14 protein-coding genes are annotated in these 14,136 nt (G+C 74.0%); 8 read left to right on the top strand and 6 right to left on the bottom strand.

Going from position 1 to position 14,136, the window contains the following annotated elements; genetic code table 11:
• Positions 1 to 4 precede the first annotated feature (4 nt).
• From ABZV00_RS27470 to ABZV00_RS27460, 3 genes are all read right to left on the bottom strand, one after another.
• Positions 5 to 943: an SWIM zinc finger family protein gene (locus ABZV00_RS27470; protein WP_355611098.1), complete on the bottom strand. Its 939-nt coding sequence runs from the start codon at positions 941 to 943 to the stop codon at positions 5 to 7.
• The gene (locus ABZV00_RS27465; RefSeq protein ID WP_355611096.1) at positions 940 to 4,287 is read right to left on the bottom strand and encodes a DEAD/DEAH box helicase; all 3,348 of its coding nucleotides are present in this window, start codon (positions 4,285 to 4,287) and stop codon (positions 940 to 942) included. Before ABZV00_RS27465 ends, ABZV00_RS27470 begins: the two co-directional genes overlap by 4 nt.
• A 93-nt stretch (positions 4,288 to 4,380) precedes the next feature.
• Positions 4,381 to 4,902: a DinB family protein gene (locus tag ABZV00_RS27460; RefSeq protein WP_355611093.1), complete on the bottom strand. Its 522-nt coding sequence runs from the start codon at positions 4,900 to 4,902 to the stop codon at positions 4,381 to 4,383.
• 82 nt (positions 4,903 to 4,984) lie between these two features.
• Between ABZV00_RS27460 and ABZV00_RS27455 the strand changes: the two genes are divergently transcribed.
• On the top strand, positions 4,985 to 5,191 hold the full coding sequence (locus tag ABZV00_RS27455; protein WP_328419047.1) for a hypothetical protein: 207 nt from the start codon (positions 4,985 to 4,987) through the stop codon (positions 5,189 to 5,191).
• A gap of 8 nt (positions 5,192 to 5,199) precedes the next feature.
• On the opposite strand, the gene ABZV00_RS27450 is transcribed toward ABZV00_RS27455, so the two are convergent.
• Entirely contained in the window at positions 5,200 to 6,564 is a 1,365-nt protein-coding gene (locus ABZV00_RS27450; RefSeq protein WP_355611090.1) for a GNAT family N-acetyltransferase, read from the bottom strand.
• Positions 6,565 to 6,584: 20 nt separating this feature from the next.
• Between ABZV00_RS27450 and ABZV00_RS27445 the strand changes: the two genes are divergently transcribed.
• Entirely contained in the window at positions 6,585 to 7,880 is a 1,296-nt protein-coding gene (locus ABZV00_RS27445) for a glycosyltransferase (RefSeq protein WP_355611087.1), read from the top strand.
• Here the strand turns inward: ABZV00_RS27445 and ABZV00_RS27440 are convergent.
• Entirely contained in the window at positions 7,765 to 8,697 is a 933-nt protein-coding gene (locus tag ABZV00_RS27440; protein WP_355611084.1) for a phosphatidylglycerol lysyltransferase domain-containing protein, read from the bottom strand. The genes ABZV00_RS27445 and ABZV00_RS27440 overlap by 116 nt on opposite strands.
• Positions 8,698 to 8,753: 56 nt before the next feature.
• Between ABZV00_RS27440 and ABZV00_RS27435 the strand changes: the two genes are divergently transcribed.
• Positions 8,754 to 9,383, top strand: a complete 630-nt coding sequence (locus tag ABZV00_RS27435; RefSeq protein WP_355611081.1) for a Pr6Pr family membrane protein — start codon at positions 8,754 to 8,756, stop codon at positions 9,381 to 9,383.
• A gap of 127 nt (positions 9,384 to 9,510) precedes the next feature.
• On the top strand, positions 9,511 to 10,446 hold the full coding sequence (locus tag ABZV00_RS27430; protein WP_355611078.1) for a phosphotransferase: 936 nt from the start codon (positions 9,511 to 9,513) through the stop codon (positions 10,444 to 10,446).
• 70 nt (positions 10,447 to 10,516) lie between these two features.
• On the opposite strand, the gene ABZV00_RS27425 is transcribed toward ABZV00_RS27430, so the two are convergent.
• On the bottom strand, positions 10,517 to 11,146 hold the full coding sequence (locus tag ABZV00_RS27425) for an HAD-IA family hydrolase (protein ID WP_355611075.1): 630 nt from the start codon (positions 11,144 to 11,146) through the stop codon (positions 10,517 to 10,519).
• Positions 11,147 to 11,338: 192 nt separating this feature from the next.
• Between ABZV00_RS27425 and ABZV00_RS27420 the strand changes: the two genes are divergently transcribed.
• The 4 genes from ABZV00_RS27420 to ABZV00_RS27405 all read left to right on the top strand — a co-directional run.
• Complete coding sequence (locus tag ABZV00_RS27420) at positions 11,339 to 12,085, top strand: 3-oxoacyl-ACP reductase family protein (RefSeq protein WP_355611072.1); 747 nt, start codon at positions 11,339 to 11,341, stop codon at positions 12,083 to 12,085.
• A gap of 89 nt (positions 12,086 to 12,174) precedes the next feature.
• Complete coding sequence (locus ABZV00_RS27415; protein WP_355611069.1) at positions 12,175 to 12,576, top strand: SigE family RNA polymerase sigma factor; 402 nt, start codon at positions 12,175 to 12,177, stop codon at positions 12,574 to 12,576.
• A gap of 89 nt (positions 12,577 to 12,665) precedes the next feature.
• Entirely contained in the window at positions 12,666 to 13,037 is a 372-nt protein-coding gene (locus ABZV00_RS27410; protein WP_355611066.1) for a hypothetical protein, read from the top strand.
• A gap of 878 nt (positions 13,038 to 13,915) precedes the next feature.
• On the top strand, positions 13,916 to 14,136 hold a 221-nt coding region (locus ABZV00_RS27405), incomplete at its 3' end, for a DUF2637 domain-containing protein (RefSeq protein WP_355611063.1).

Raw genomic sequence — 14,136 nt, 5'->3', positions numbered from 1 at the left:
CGGCTCACCAGTCGGTCGGGCCGAGCGCCCGGTACGCCCGGCGCAGCCGTTCGAGCAGTCCCGGCCCGCCGATTGCCGGCGCCGGCGGGCCGAGCTGGCGCAGCAGCAGATCCGGCCCGGTCGCCAGCCGGGGTGGCCGATCGGGCAGCGGCACCGGCGGCAGCCAGAACCGGTCCACCGCCTCCGTCAGGGAGGTGGCCGACAGCCCGGCGAGCGCCCGGGCCGCGCCGGCTGGCGGTGCGGCGACGCCCACCGCGGACCCGCCTCCGTCCGGAATGGACTGCGTGTCCGGGTCGGGCGACGCGGTGACCGGTCCGGGCGACACCGGTGCGCCGGTGGCCTCGGCACGCCGGGTCCGGAGCTGGTCGAGCAGCTCTGCGCGAGCCCGGCCGCGCCAGTGCAGCAGCTCGAACGGGTCCGCGTCGAACGCCTCGGCCAGCAGGTAGAAGGTGGCCGCGAGGTGCTTGCACGGCACCGCGAAGTCGGGGCAGCTGCACCGCTGGGTCAGCTCGTCCACTCTGGTGGGGAAGAGCGGCGCACCGGCGGCGACGAACAGCTCCTCCAACTCGTCGGGGAGGTCCCCGGCGAGTAGTCGGGCGCTGAAGAACGCCTGCCCGGCCAGCTCCTCCTCGATCCGGGACCAGAGCCCGGTCGGGAACGGCGCCAGCGCGATGGAGACCTGGTACGGCTGCGGCCGGGAGCCCTGGACCACGGCGCTGACCAGCCCGGGTGCGATGTCGAGCTTGAGCACCTGCCCGGCCCGCGCGTACGACCGGCCACGGGTCAGCCGGGTGCCGAGCGCGAACGACTCCAGCACCTCCAGGAAGCGCCGCGACCACCAGGACTGGCCGATCGCGCCCCGGGCGCTGCGCGCCCGCAGGCCGCCGTCGACCCGCCGGGGGCGGCCGTAGTCGGCGAACCGGTCACCGGACGGCTGACTCACTCCACCACCGCCCCGGCCTCCAGGGTGAACAACTCACGCAGTTGCCCGGTGGACAGCTCGGTGATCCACTGCTCGCCGGTGCCGACCACCCGCTCGGCGAGGCTGCGCTTGTCGGCGATCAGTGCGGCCACCTTCTCCTCCACGGTGCCGGCGCAGACGAACTTGCGTACCTGCACCCGCCGGTGCTGCCCGATCCGGAACGCCCGGTCGGTGGCCTGGTCCTCCACCGCCGGGTTCCACCACCGGTCCACGTGCACCACGTGGTTGGCGGCGGTCAGGGTGAGACCGGTGCCGCCGGCCTTGAGGGAGAGCACGAACAGCGGTGGCCCGTCCGCCGACTGGAACCGCTGCACCATGGCGTCCCGCTCGGCCTTGCCGAGCCCGCCGTGCAGGAACAGCACCTCCCGGCCGAACCGTGCGGACAGGTGACCGCGCAGCATGGCGCCGAACTCGGCGTACTGCGTGAACAGCAGCGCTCGCTCCCCCGCCGCCAGCACCTCCTCCACGATCTCGGTCAGCCGGGCCAACTTGCCGGAGCGGCCGTCCAGCGGCGAGCCGTCACGCAGCAGTTGGGCCGGGTGGTTGCAGACCTGCTTGAGCCGGGTCATGGTGGCCAGCACCAGCCCTCGGCGTTCGATGCCGTCGCTGGACTCGATCTTGGCGAGCATGTCGTCGACCACCACCCGGTACAGGGCGGCCTGCTCGGCGGTGAGGTTGCAGAGCACCTCCATCTCCAGCTTCTCCGGCAGGTCGGAGATGATCGAGGAGTCGGTCTTGAGTCGGCGCAGCACGAACGGACCGGTGATCCGGCGCAGCCGCTCGGCGGCCTCGGCGTCGCCGTTGCGCTCGATCGGCTCGGCGAATCGCTTGCGGAACGTCGCGGCCGGGCCGAGCAGGCCGGGGTTGGCGAACTGCATGATCGACCAGAGGTCGGCGAGCCGGTTCTCCACTGGCGTGCCGGTGACCGCCACCCGCTGCCGGGCGGGCAGCGCGCGGACCGCCTCGGCCTGCCGGGTCGACGCGTTCTTGATCGCCTGCGCCTCGTCCACCACCACCCGGTGCCAGTCGATGCCGGCCAAGTCGACGGCGTCGCGGGCGGCCACCGAGTAGGTGGTGAGGACCAGGTCCGCGCCGTGCGCGGCCGCCGTGAACTCCGCCCCCCGGGCCCGCTCCGCCCCATGGTGGACGTGCACGCGCAACCCCGGGGTGAACCGCGCCGCCTCCCGCTGCCAGTTGCCGACCAGCGACATAGGACAGACCAGCAGGGTGGGCCCGGCGTCCGGCGTGTCCCCGGCGAGCAGCGCGAGCAGCTGCACGGTCTTGCCCAGCCCCATGTCGTCGGCGAGCACGCCGCCCAGGCCGAGCGACCGCAGGAAGGCCAGCCAGGCCAACCCCCGTCGCTGGTACGGCCGCAGCGTCCCCTGGAAGCCCGGCGGCGGGTCCATCGGGGTGAGTCGACGCTCGACCGCACCGGCGAGCAGGTCACCCAGCGCCCCGTCGGCGGTCACCTCCAGCACCGGCAGCGAGCCGGTGTCCGCGCCGTCGGCCAGCCCGAGGCGGAGCAGGTCGGCGACGGTCAGCTCGCCGGCTGACTTGAGCAGGCGCAGCCCGGCGGCGAGCCGCCCCGGGTCCAGCTCCACCCACCGGCCGCGCAGCCGCACCAGCGGGGTCTTCATCTCGGCCAGCGCGGCCAACTCCTCGGCCGACAGCGGCTGGTCGCCGAGTGCCACCTCCCAGCGGTAGTCGACCAGGGCGTCCAGCCCGACTCCGGCGTCGGCGCCGGCCACCGTGCCGGGCGCGGTCCGGCTGCGGGCGCGCAGCCGGGCGCCGAGCCGCGCCGACCGGCGCTGCCACCAGGACGGCAGCAGCACTCCGAAGCCGGCCGCGTGCAGCACCGGGGCGCCTTCGCTGAGGAACCGGTGTGCTCCCTCGACGTCCAGCTCCATCGCCTCGGGCGCGGCGGTCCGCAGCGCGGCGTCCAGGTCCGGCCAGAGTCGGCTGGCGCGGCCCAGCTCGGCGAGCAGGGTCTCCTGCGGGCTGGCCGCACGGCCGCCCAGGCCACCGAGCGTCTGCGGCGCTCGCCAGACCTGCCCCGCCTCGACGTGCAGGCTGGGCTCGTCGGCCGCCTGCAACCCGAACTCCAGCCGCCACCGCCCACCGCCGGCCAGCTCGCCGACGACCGGGCCGCCGTCGGAGAGGGCGCTGTCGGCCGGGCCGGTTGCGACCTGCTCGGCCTCGGTGCCCGCCGAGCCGGCGGGGCCGATCGTCGGCGGTCGGGTGGCCAGGATCGGTTCGGTGACCTCGTCGGGGGCCGGTTCCACCAGGCGGAAGCTGGCCCGGACCGGGCCGCCGGCGGCGTCGCGCTGCCAGGCGTCCAGTTCGCTGCGGAGGGTGGCCAGCGCCGCCGCGTCGAGGGTGAAGTCGCGGCGGGGGCCGGCGAGCGCGGCCAGCCAGGCCGGCGCCGGGCCGCCCGGCCGCAGCCCTCGGGCCAGCGTGGTGGTCGCGAGTGCGGCGCGGGCGGCGGCGTCGGTCAACGCGTCGAGCGCGTCCGCGACCAGCACACCGGCCGTCAGCTCGGTGCCGTCGGAGCGCGGCGCGGCCGACGTGATCCCGTCCGGGGCGGCAGCCGCGGCCGGTGCTGTGGCAACGGCAGGGGCGGCGGGCGCAGTTACAGCAGCTCGGGCGGCGGGCGGCAGGGCCAGCGCCAGCGACCGCGCCCAGCCGGCGTCGGTGCCGGTCAGCAGCGGTCGCCAGACGGCGAGCGCCGTCACCTGCGCGCCCGCGTCGGCCGATGGCGCTCCGCGTCCAACGGCCGGTGGGCGCGGCGGCTCGGCCACGCCAGCACCCGACATCGCGGTGCCCACCGTCGTGCTGACGCCGGGTAGGACACGGCCCCGGGCCACCAGGTCGGCGGCGAAGTCGGCCAGCTCGGCGAGGTGGCGCAGGGTGGCCCCGGGCACCGCCGGGAGGTCGTCCAGGGCACGCAGCAGCGGCAGCGCGTCGTCCGGGGCGTACACCAGCACGGGGACCCGCCACCCGGCCAGGGTGAGCCGGCCACGGGCCGGCGGCGCGACGGCGGTCCGGATCAGCTCGGGTGAGTCGGTCGGCGCGCCGGCCCGGGTGGGCAGGGTGAGCAACGCGGTGTCCGGGCGGGCCGGCTCGGCGGCGTCAGCGAGGGCGGTGGCCAACGCGGCGTGCCCGGCGGCGAAGGGGTGCGGGCGCTCCCGGGGCGCCCGGCCGGGGCGACGCGGCGGGGCAGCCGGGGCGGCGTTGTCCTCGGCCCAGACGGCGAGGCCGGTGGTCGAGCCGTCACCGGGCAGCCACAGCCCGTGGATGACCAGCACGTGCTCCCCCTCGTCGCCGCCCGTGCCCAGGATAGGCGGCCCCGATGGGCCAACGACCGCACCCACCGGCCGACGCGTACCGCCCGCGTGAACTCAGAACGCGCCGGTCTCGCCGTCGGTCAACTCCCGCAGGATATCGGCGTGCCCGGCGTGCCGGGCGGTCTCCTCGATCAGGTGGACCAGGATCCAGCGCAGCGACACCTCACCGAGCTGCGGGTGCGGCACCACGTGATCGAGGTCGAACCGCGCGGCGACCGCCCGGGACCGGGCACAGGCCCGCTCGTACGCCTCGGCGAGGCCGTCGACGGTGTCCTGCTCGTCGAGCGTGAAGCTCAGCACCGCGTCCTGCTCCGAGGTCAGGTAGACGTCGCCGGGCTCGGGAGCGAGCAGGGCCGGGAACCAGTTCCGCTCGACCAACGCCAGGTGCTTGACCAGCCCGGCGACCGTTGTCACCGAGGGCACCAGCCGGCGGGCGGCCTCGGCGTCGGACAGGCCGCGCAGCTTGCGCAGCACCACGCCGCGGTGGAAGTCGAGGAACGATTCCAGTACGGCACGCTCGTCGCCGGTGCGGGCGAGCACCGGGCCGAGCGTCGGATCGATGGAAGGCTCCGCCATTCGCCGACCCTAGCCACGCGCCTGCCGTCCCGCTGCCCCGCTATCCGCTGCGAGGTGGCCGCGCGACGGGCAGGATGGGCGCATGGCTTCATCCGTGCAGATCCTCCTCGTCGGCGGCACGGCGGACGGGCAGAGCGTCACCGTCGAGTTGGACAGCAACGGTCGTCCACCGCTGACCCACCATCACCTCGGGTCCGGTGGGCTGGCCGAGGCGCAGATCTACGAGTTGGAGTCCGCCCGCGAGGACGACCGCGAGTGGCGCTACCGGTGGACCGGCCCGGCGGTGTGACCGCTGGCTCAGGCCCGGGTGAGGGTGTGGCTGCGCAGGCTGTCCAGCACACCGCGGGTGACCTCGGAGGTGCCCCGGGCCAGCTCGCAGACCTCGGCCACCCGCCGGGCGGTGGCTTCGGCGCGCTCCTCCCGCTCGTCCCAGAGCTGGTCGACCTCAGCCAGTAGCGGCCCCTCGACCTCCCGCTCCACGCCGCGCAGCGCCGGCACGCCGAGCCGCTGGGCCAAGTCGAAGACCTTTCCGGCGTACGGCAGCGGCAGGAACGGTGTGCCGACCATCGCCGCGAAGATCAGGAAGTGCAGGCGCATGCCGACGGCCAGGTCGAAGTGGCGCATCAACCCGAGCACCTGCTCGGGTGAGTAGGTGCCGTGCAGGATCCGTCCCCGGTCGGCGGCGACCATGTGCGACAGCACTCCGTGGGCGTGCCGGATGTCGTCGCGTTCCATCGGCACGAACAGCACGTACGCGTCGATCCGGTGCACCAGGAAGTCACCGATCTGGGCCAGCAGCCGGTGGTAGCCGTCCACGTCGAGGCGTTCGGCGGCCCGTCCCGGCTCCCGCACGCTGATCCCGACCAGCCGCTTACCGGCCGGCACCCCCTCCTCGGCCAGCAGGTGGGGCGGAAAGTCCTCCGGCTGCAACAGGAACGCCGGGTCGGCGGTGACCGTGATCGGGTTGAGCAGCCCGGCCTCCTCCAGCACCATCCGGGACTCCTGGTCGCGAACGGTCAACTGGACCGCGCTGGAGAGCGTTTCGCGGACCATGCCGGTGTCCACCCCGTCGCTGAGCGGCCCGACCCCCACCGCGTACGTGATCAGGGGCAGGCCGCGTTCCTGGGCGACCCGGACCACCCGAAGGTAGCGGCGGGCCTCCCGGTCGTAGAGGATTCCGCCACCGCCCAGGATGAGCAGGTCGAGCTCGGCCAGGACCAGGGCGGAGTCGGTGCGGCTGACGCCCTCCCACGGCACCGCCTCCACGTCGGGGTGGGCGGCCCGGGTGTGCTCCGGGTGGCGGGAGAAGACGATGATCCGGGCATTCGGCTCCTGCTCGCGCAGATCGGTGAGCAGGCCGGTGAGGATCGCCTCGTCGCCGAGGTTTCGGCCACCGTACGAGCCGAGCACACCGATGGTCAGTCCGGCGCCGTGCGTCATCCGTCGCTCCTCCCCAGGTGCGGTCCGGGCCGGGTTCCCGCTGGGTAGGTGAACAGTCCTGCCGGGGAGACCCTCCCGGCCGGTGCGCGGCTCGCGGACCCCGAACCGGGACAGTTCCACCTCGACGAGCTGAATCATCCGCCGGGCGTAGCCGCGTCCCCGGTGTGCCGGATCGACCTCGATGTTCTGGATCCAGGCCCAGCGGGACGGCCCGGCGAGCACGACCCCGCGATGATGGCGGGGTGCGGATCGCCCACGTCAGCGACAGCCATCTCGCCAACCCGGAGGGTGTGGCCACCTCGGTCGGCACGACCGTGGCGCTGCTGCGCGCCGCCGGCCACCAGGTCGTCCTGCACTGCCCCGGCCCAATGTCCCGGCGGCGCCGCCGGGAGGGTGAGGTGCCGTCGCTGCCGGTGCCGACCCGGCCGTACCGACTGGCGCCGCCCAGGCCGCCGGACGTGCCGGTCGACGTGGTGCACGTGCACACCACCGGCCCGCTCGGCATCGCCGGGCTGCGCTGGGCCGCCGGGCGGGGCGTACCCGCCGTGCTCACCTGGCACACCGACCTGGTGGCGTACGCGGCGCACTATCCCGAGGTGCCGATCGGCGCCGCGTACGCCGGCCTGCGGCTGGGCCTGCGCTGGCGGGCTCGGGACCTGTGGGCGCTGGCCCGCCCCGGGCCGGCCCGACAGGCCCGGCTGGCCGCGCTCGGGCGGTGCCTGCTGGCGCACACCAGCGTGCTGATCGCCCCGTCGGCGAAGACCGCGGCGCTGATGGCCCCGATGGCCGGGCGTACCCCCATCGTGGTGCTGCCGACCCCGGTCGCCGCGCCGGGCGCCGACGCCGACGACCGGCGGCGGCTGCGGGCCCGGCTGGGCATCGCGGCGGACGCGCCCGTGCTGCTCGCGGTGGGCCGCGCCACCCCGGAGAAGGACCCGGAGCTGCTGCTGGGCGCGTTCGCCCTGGTCCGCCGCGAGCTGCCGGCGGCGCGGCTGGTGCTGCTCGGGGCGCGGCGGCACCGGCTCGCGGTCCGCCGGACGGCCCGCCGGCTCGGCGTGGCCGACGCACTGCACCTGCTGCGCCCGGTGCCGCGCGACCGGGTCGGCGCGCACTACCGGGCGGCGGACGTGCTGGCGTTCCCCTCCCGCACCGACACCCAGGGCCTGGTGCTCAGCGAGGCTGAGGCGTACGGACTGCCGGTGGCCATGGTGGACGCCGCGCTGGCCGAGCGGCCCGGTACCGGCACCACGCGGCCGGTCGCCGAGCCCACCGCGGCGGCGTTCGGGGCGTTGCTGACCCGGCTGCTGACCGAGCGGGAGCTGCGGGCGGCGGTGGTCCGGGACGGCCGGGCGGCGGTGGCGGCCTGGTCCGGGCCGCGCTACCTGGCCGAGCTGACCGCGTTGTACGCGGCGCTGCCGCCCGTCACCGCAGCGGACGCGACGACAACCGGCCCACCTGGGCCAGCACCAGAGGGAGCTGCCATCCCCGAGGCGCGGCGAGGTGACGCGGGGACCAGACCGGCGCGAACTTCGCCTTGAACCGGCGCAGCCCGCGGAAGCGGTACCAGCGCTCGCCGTACGCGTACACCGCCCGGCCCAGCCGGCACAGCGGGTCCGCGCCGGTCAGCCCGGACAGCGGGGCCAACCCCAACTCGACGCTGGCCAGGCCCCGGTCCCGGGCCGTGTGCAGGACCTCGACGAGGAGGTGGTCCATCGCCGTGGGTGGCGCGTCCGGGTGGTACCGCAGCAGGTCCACGCCCCAACTGTGCGGCGTCGGCAACAGCGCGGCGAAGGCCACCACCCGCGCCCGCTGCCGCAGCACCGCGACCGGTAGTTCGGCCAGGTAACTGGGGACGAACCCGCCGAGTGAGAACGACATGTCCGGCCGTCCGGCCAGCCAGGCGTCGGAGACCGGGCGCAGTTCGTCGAGCAGGCCGGCGCCGGGCAGCACGGCGAACGACAGGTCGTCGCGGCGGGCCAGCCGCCGCCAGTTGCGGCGCAGCGCCCCACGCTCCGGCCCGGTCAGGGTGAAGTCGGCCAGCGGCACGCTCGCCGACTCCCCCACCGGGTGCACGGCGAGACCCAGCCGGCGCAGCTCGGGCAGGAGCGGGTCGCCGACGTGGTACACCGCCGGGCGCCGGCCCGCCCTCCGGGCCGTAACGAAGAAGTCGGCCAGCAGTTCGTACCGCTCGGCGGTCGGCCCGACCGGTGGGCCGAACGCGATCCACGAGCGGCCGCACACCCCGTACATCAGGAAGCTGGCCCCGGACGGCGAGAAGTGGAATCGCTTGTCGCCGAGCAGCGCGAGCGCCGAATCCGGCTCCCGCTCGGTGTCGGCGGCCAGGATCTCGCGCACCCGGTGCAGTCGTTCGTCGTGGCGTCCGTCGATGCGGCGATGGTAGCGTCCGCCGCGTGTCCGGCCGGGTCCTGCGGGTGAGCGCCGCCGTGGTGGTCGCCGTCGGGCTGGTGCTCTCCGTGATCGCCGCGCGCGACGAGCCCGTCGAGCTGCTGTTCTACTTCACCGTGCAGGTCAACCTGGCCTACCTGGTGGCGCTGCTGGCCGGCGGCGACCGGCTGCGTACCGCGCTCACCGTCTACCTGGTCGGCACCGCGCTGGTCTTCGTCCTGGTGCTGGCCAACCCGTGGAGCGGCTACGCCATGGTGGCGACCACCGAAGCCCGCGGGCCGGTCTCGGACGCCGGCAACCTGCTGCTGCACGCGGTGGCGCCGCCGCTGGCCGCCGCGGAGTGGCTCGCCCGCCGTCCCCGAGCGGCCCTCCGCCCGGTGTACGCGGTCAGCCTGCTCGGCTATCCGTTGGTGTGGCTGACGGTGATCCTGGTCCGCGGCGCCCTCGGCGGGGACGAGGACCGCTACCTCTACCCGTTCCTCGACGTGCCCCGACTCGGCTACCCCACGGTCGTCCTCAACGCCCTGCTCTTCGCCCTGACCCTGCTCCTGATCGCCCTGACCGCTGTCCACCTCACCCGCCCTCGTCCCCCCTCCCCTTCCCCCGTACCCCCGGCCGATCCCACACCTCCGTGATCATGAGGTTGACGGGCGATTCGATCTCGGTGAGGCACGCCAACCCCATGATCACCGGGGCGGGGGTGGGTGGGGTGGGCGCGGAAATGGGTTGTCTGGCGCGGTGGGCGGGACCCACCGTGGGGGGATGACGGGGCGGATCACTGCGCGGATCGGTTGGACGGACCTGCCCGAGCGGGTCCGGGCCACGGTGGAGGAGATCATCGGTGATCGGGTGGTCGAGGCGGTGTCCCAGCCGGGCGGATACTCGCCTGGCACCGCCGATCGGGTCCGTACCGCGACCGGGCGGCGGGCGTTCGTCAAGGCGATCAGCCCGGCGCAGAACCCGGACAGCCCGGTCATGCACCGCGCGGAGGCCCGGACCGCCGCAGCGCTGCCGGTCTCGGCGCCGACGCCCCGCCTGCTCGGCTGCCACGACGACGGCGAGTGGGTGGCGCTGGTCTTCTCGGATGTGGACGGTCGGCACCCGACCACGCCGTGGCGTAGCGACGAACTGTCCCGCGTGCTGAGGGCCCTGGAGGCGATGGCCGTCGCACTCACCCCGAGCCCGGTGGCGGACGTGCCGACCGCAGCCGAGCGGCTGGCCTGGGACTTCGCCGGCTGGCACCGGATCGCCGCCGATCCGCCGGATCGGCTGGATCCATGGGTTCGGGCGCACCTGGACCAACTGCGCGCCGCCGCCGACCAGGGGATCGCCGCGCTGACCGGTGACACGCTCTGTCACGTGGACGTACGGGCCGACAACCTGCTGGTCGACGCTGCCGGCACGGTCACCGTGGTCGACTGGCCGTGGGCCTGCCGGGGGCCGGCCTGGCTGGACACCGCGTTGCTGCTGGTCAACGTCCGGCTGCACGGCGGGCACGACACGGAGGCGCTGCTGCGCCGGTTGCCGCTGACCGCCGGTGTCGACCCGGCCACGATCACCGGGTTCTACGCCGGGTTGGCCGGCTTCTTCGCCGACGGCGCCCGGCGTCCACCGCCGCTCGGCATCCCCACCGTCCGCGCGTTCCAGCAGGCCCAGGCCGACGCCCTGCTTCCCTGGCTGGCCCAGCGCCTCCCCTGACCCGGCTCGTCCGGCTGTTGTCGCGCCGCCGGGTCGTGGAGACCGTCCGTGATGTGCTCGACCTGACCGGTCAGGGTGTCGCCGGGGCCGACTCCAGCCGGTGTGCCAGTTGCGCCAGGTCGTCGAGGCGCAGATCGCCGTCGAGGCCCTTCAACGCCGCGGTCATCGCGCCGGCCGCGCGCCCTGCCCGCAGTCCCACCTCGGCATCCTCGACGACCAGGCATCGCGCCGTGGACACGTCGAGCAGCTCGGCGGCCCGCAGGTAGCCCTGCGGATCCGGCTTGCCCACGCTGACGTCCTCCACGGTGATCAGCACGGGCGCAACGATGCCGGCCGCGCCGAGTCGGGCCTCGGCCAGCCGGGCGTCGGCGCTGGTCACCACCGCCCACGGCAACCCCAACCGGGCAAGTGCCATCAGCAGTTCGTGGGCACCGGGGGTCGCCGTCACGTCGGACAGGTCGTCGTACTGCAACGCCAACTGCCGCGCCGCCGCCGCTGCGACCACGATGTCGTCGAGCGCGGGCAGTAGCCGGCGAATGGTCTGGTCGGCGGGTCTGCCGTGCGCGATCGCCAGCGCCGCCGCAGGGGCGACGCCGTACTCGGCCGCCCAGGTACGCCAGGCCCGCTCGACAGCGGCGTCGGAGTCGACCAGGGTGCCATCCATGTCGAACAGCACCGCGTCGATGCCGGACAGATCCACGACCACGCACCTCCAATAAGCTCGTCTCACGAGGATATGGGGCGAAAATTCCGGCGACCGGGCCGGCCTCGCCGATGTCACCAGCGAAGCCACCCACACGGCGTCGAGGTAGCGGAAAACGGACCTCGGGGTGCGAGCGAGGCGTCCGATGGCCGCCAGACGGCGGGTCGGCGCGGCGACATGATCATTCGCATGACGACGATGACACTTGACGGCAAGGTCGCCCTGGTGACCGGGGGTTCCCGGGGCATCGGGGCCGGTATCGCACTGCGCCTCGCACAGGACGGGGCCGACGTGGCGCTGACCTACCGGCAGAACGCGGAGCAGGCCGCGATCGTGGGGAAGCAGATCGAGGCACTGGGCCGGCGGGCACTGGTCATCCAGGCCGACGGCGCCGACCCGACCGCCGTACGGGACGCGGTCGACCGGGCGGCCGCCGAGCTGGGCCGACTGGACATCCTGGTGAACAACGCCGCGGTGTTCCTGGTCGGCGTCATGGGCGAGCTCGGCACGGCGGAGGTGGAGCAGACGATCGCCGTGAACATCCGGGCGCCGTACGTCGCCGTGCAGGCGGCGCTGCGGCACCTGGGCGACGGCGGGCGGATCATCAGCATCGGCAGCAACGTCGGTGAACGAGCGGTCTTTCCCGGCCTGGCGCTCTACTCGATGAGCAAGACCGCCCTGGTCGGGCTGACCCGGGGCCTGGCCCGCGAGCTGGGCCCCCGGGGCATCACCGTCAACCTGGTCAACCCCGGGCCCACGGACACCGACGCCAACCCGGCGGACGGGCCGAACGCGGCGGCCATCGCCGGCTTCACCGCCGTCGGCCGCTTCGCTCGCCCCGCCGACATCGCGGCCACCGTCGCACACCTGGCCAGCCCGGAGGCCGGCTACGTGACCGGTGCGGTGATCAACGTGGACGGCGGCTTCACCAGCTGAGGACACCGGGCGCGCCGGGTCACCATCCGGCGCGCCCGGCCTCAACCATCTCCCGGGTGGGAGGCGTCTTCCCTGACGAGGGGGTGGGCATGACCGAGACGTTCCACGAGTTCGTGGTGCACCGTTCGCCGGCCCTGTCCCGGACCGCCTACCTGCCAACCGGCGACCACCAGCTCGCCGAGGATCTGGTGCAGACCGCCCTGACCTGGACGTACCGGCACTGGCGGCGGATCCGTGACGGGGACCCGGAGGCGTACGTGCGCCGCGTCATGTACCACCAGCAGGTCTCCTGGTGGCGACGCCGCCGCCTCGCCGAACGACTCGAAGCCGAACCGACCGAACGGGCCGGCGCCGACCACAGCGAGACCACCGCGCTGCGGCTGACGCTCACCGCCGCGCTGCGCCACCTCACCCCCCGCCAACGGGCCGTCATCGTGCTGCGCTACTACGAGGACCTCACCGAGGCCAAGGTCGCCGAGATGCTCGATTGACCTTCAGGAATAGGGAGTGTCGATCGTGTCGCGCCGTCCCGCCTTGATCGGGCGGGGTGGCGCGACCCGCCGACGGAAGGTGTATCGCCGTGCCCCGCGAACGACTCAGCGCCCTCGCCGCCCTGCCCGACAACGTGATCGATCCGCTGCTGTGGCGGCTCGCTCTCGACGTCGCCGCCGCGCACCAGCCCGACGAGCGCGGCAACTGCCGCAACCTGCAGTGCGTCGGCCAGCGCGGCATGTGCGCCGCTGCCCGCGCCGCTCGGCGCGCCATGACCCTGGCCCGCGCCAGCCGACCATCCGCCGCCCGGCCGGAGCCGAGACCGGCCCCCGAGCGCACGTCGACAGCAGTCGTCCGGGTGCCATTTCGCGGCTGGTTCACCACCTTGTCCGTCCAGCGGGTGGATGCTCCGCGGCTGCGGTCGCCGTTCGAGCGATCTCCGGCAGCGACAGCCGCATGAGCCACTGCCGGGGCCCTCACCTTCGGCAGCGGATCACTTGGCCGTTGTGTTGTGGCGTAGCGATCCGAACAACGACGGCGGTTGAGGCTGAGCGAGGACTGAGGCCCACCACCCACGCCCGTGATGGCGGCAGACTGCACTCGTCGCCAATTCCACGCCCGTCCAGTCGATGAGACTCCGTCCTGTCAGGTGGCCAGTTCTGGAGGTTTTTCGCCCGTGGCTGCTTGGACGCAGGCGGACTGCGGGGCGTACTGGATACACGTTCCCGCACCGCCGACCGGCGCGGTCGGCCAGAGAGAGGCGGGCAGGCACTCCCAGAGTCGGGTTGTCTGCTCTTGTTCGCGCCGACGGCGACGGGACCGTCGAGAGAAGGAGGCCCCACATGAAGGATCGCTCGTCGGCGAGTTGAGCCGCCGCACCACCGTGGCGCTTGTCGAGCGCTGCCGGTGGCCAGAGTCCTGACCCTGTGGTTGTGGTTCGACTTGCCGTCCGCCCCCGTGTCCGACTTGTTGACCGCTGCCTGCTGTGCAGGTTGTGGCGGCGCCTGCTGCCCTGGTGCCTGCCCCTGCGCGGGGTCTGGCTTGTTCGTTGACTCGACCACAGTGACTTCTCTCGGCCCCCGCCTTTCCACGAGGGGTTCCGTCCGGCCGGGCGTCACCCGGCCGGGTCGCGCCTGCCCAGGCCCTGATCCGAGCAGGGTCGGCGCGACCCGGACGGCACCGCACATCACCGCACCTTCAACATCTATCAACTGGAGTACGACGTGACCTCAACTCATATCAATCCCACCAAGGCGACTGCCAGGTCGGTCCGCCTCTGTACGACGACGGTAGTCAAGATTGCGCACGTGCTGCCTCACCATGGGAGGTGGGCCGTTGGTGACAACTGAACAGCGATCCCGCGACGTCCCCGCCGATAAGCGGTCGGGGCGGGAGCGGCTGGAAAACCGCATCCAGGTGCTGATCATGTTGTTGATCGGCGGCGCGGCCGGCGCTGCCTCCTTTCGGCACGTGCATGACGTCGCGGCGGCACACGGCCAGCCGGGCTGGCTCGCCTGGGCCGACGCGGTCGTGCTGGAGTTGACGTCGATCGCCGCCGG

Origin of the sequence: Micromonospora sp. NPDC005173, from assembly GCF_040608515.1 — a bacterium.
In the GTDB taxonomy this organism is placed as follows: Bacteria; Actinomycetota; Actinomycetes; order Mycobacteriales; family Micromonosporaceae; genus Micromonospora.
The sequence above is the reverse complement of the archived record's forward strand: the minus strand, read 5'-3'. Positions and strand labels throughout refer to the sequence as shown.

What these genes read in the sequence shown, in the direction of transcription:
- ABZV00_RS27460 (WP_355611093.1), bottom strand. Translation starts at nt 4,902, where the DNA reads ATGGCGGAGCCTTCCATCGATCCGACGCTCGGCCCGGTGCTCGCCCGC.
- ABZV00_RS27455 (WP_328419047.1), top strand. Translation starts at nt 4,985, where the DNA reads ATGGCTTCATCCGTGCAGATCCTCCTCGTCGGCGGCACGGCGGACGGG.
- ABZV00_RS27430 (WP_355611078.1), top strand. Translation starts at nt 9,511, where the DNA reads ATGACGGGGCGGATCACTGCGCGGATCGGTTGGACGGACCTGCCCGAG.
- ABZV00_RS27420 (WP_355611072.1), top strand. Translation starts at nt 11,339, where the DNA reads ATGACGACGATGACACTTGACGGCAAGGTCGCCCTGGTGACCGGGGGT.
- ABZV00_RS27415 (WP_355611069.1), top strand. Translation starts at nt 12,175, where the DNA reads ATGACCGAGACGTTCCACGAGTTCGTGGTGCACCGTTCGCCGGCCCTG.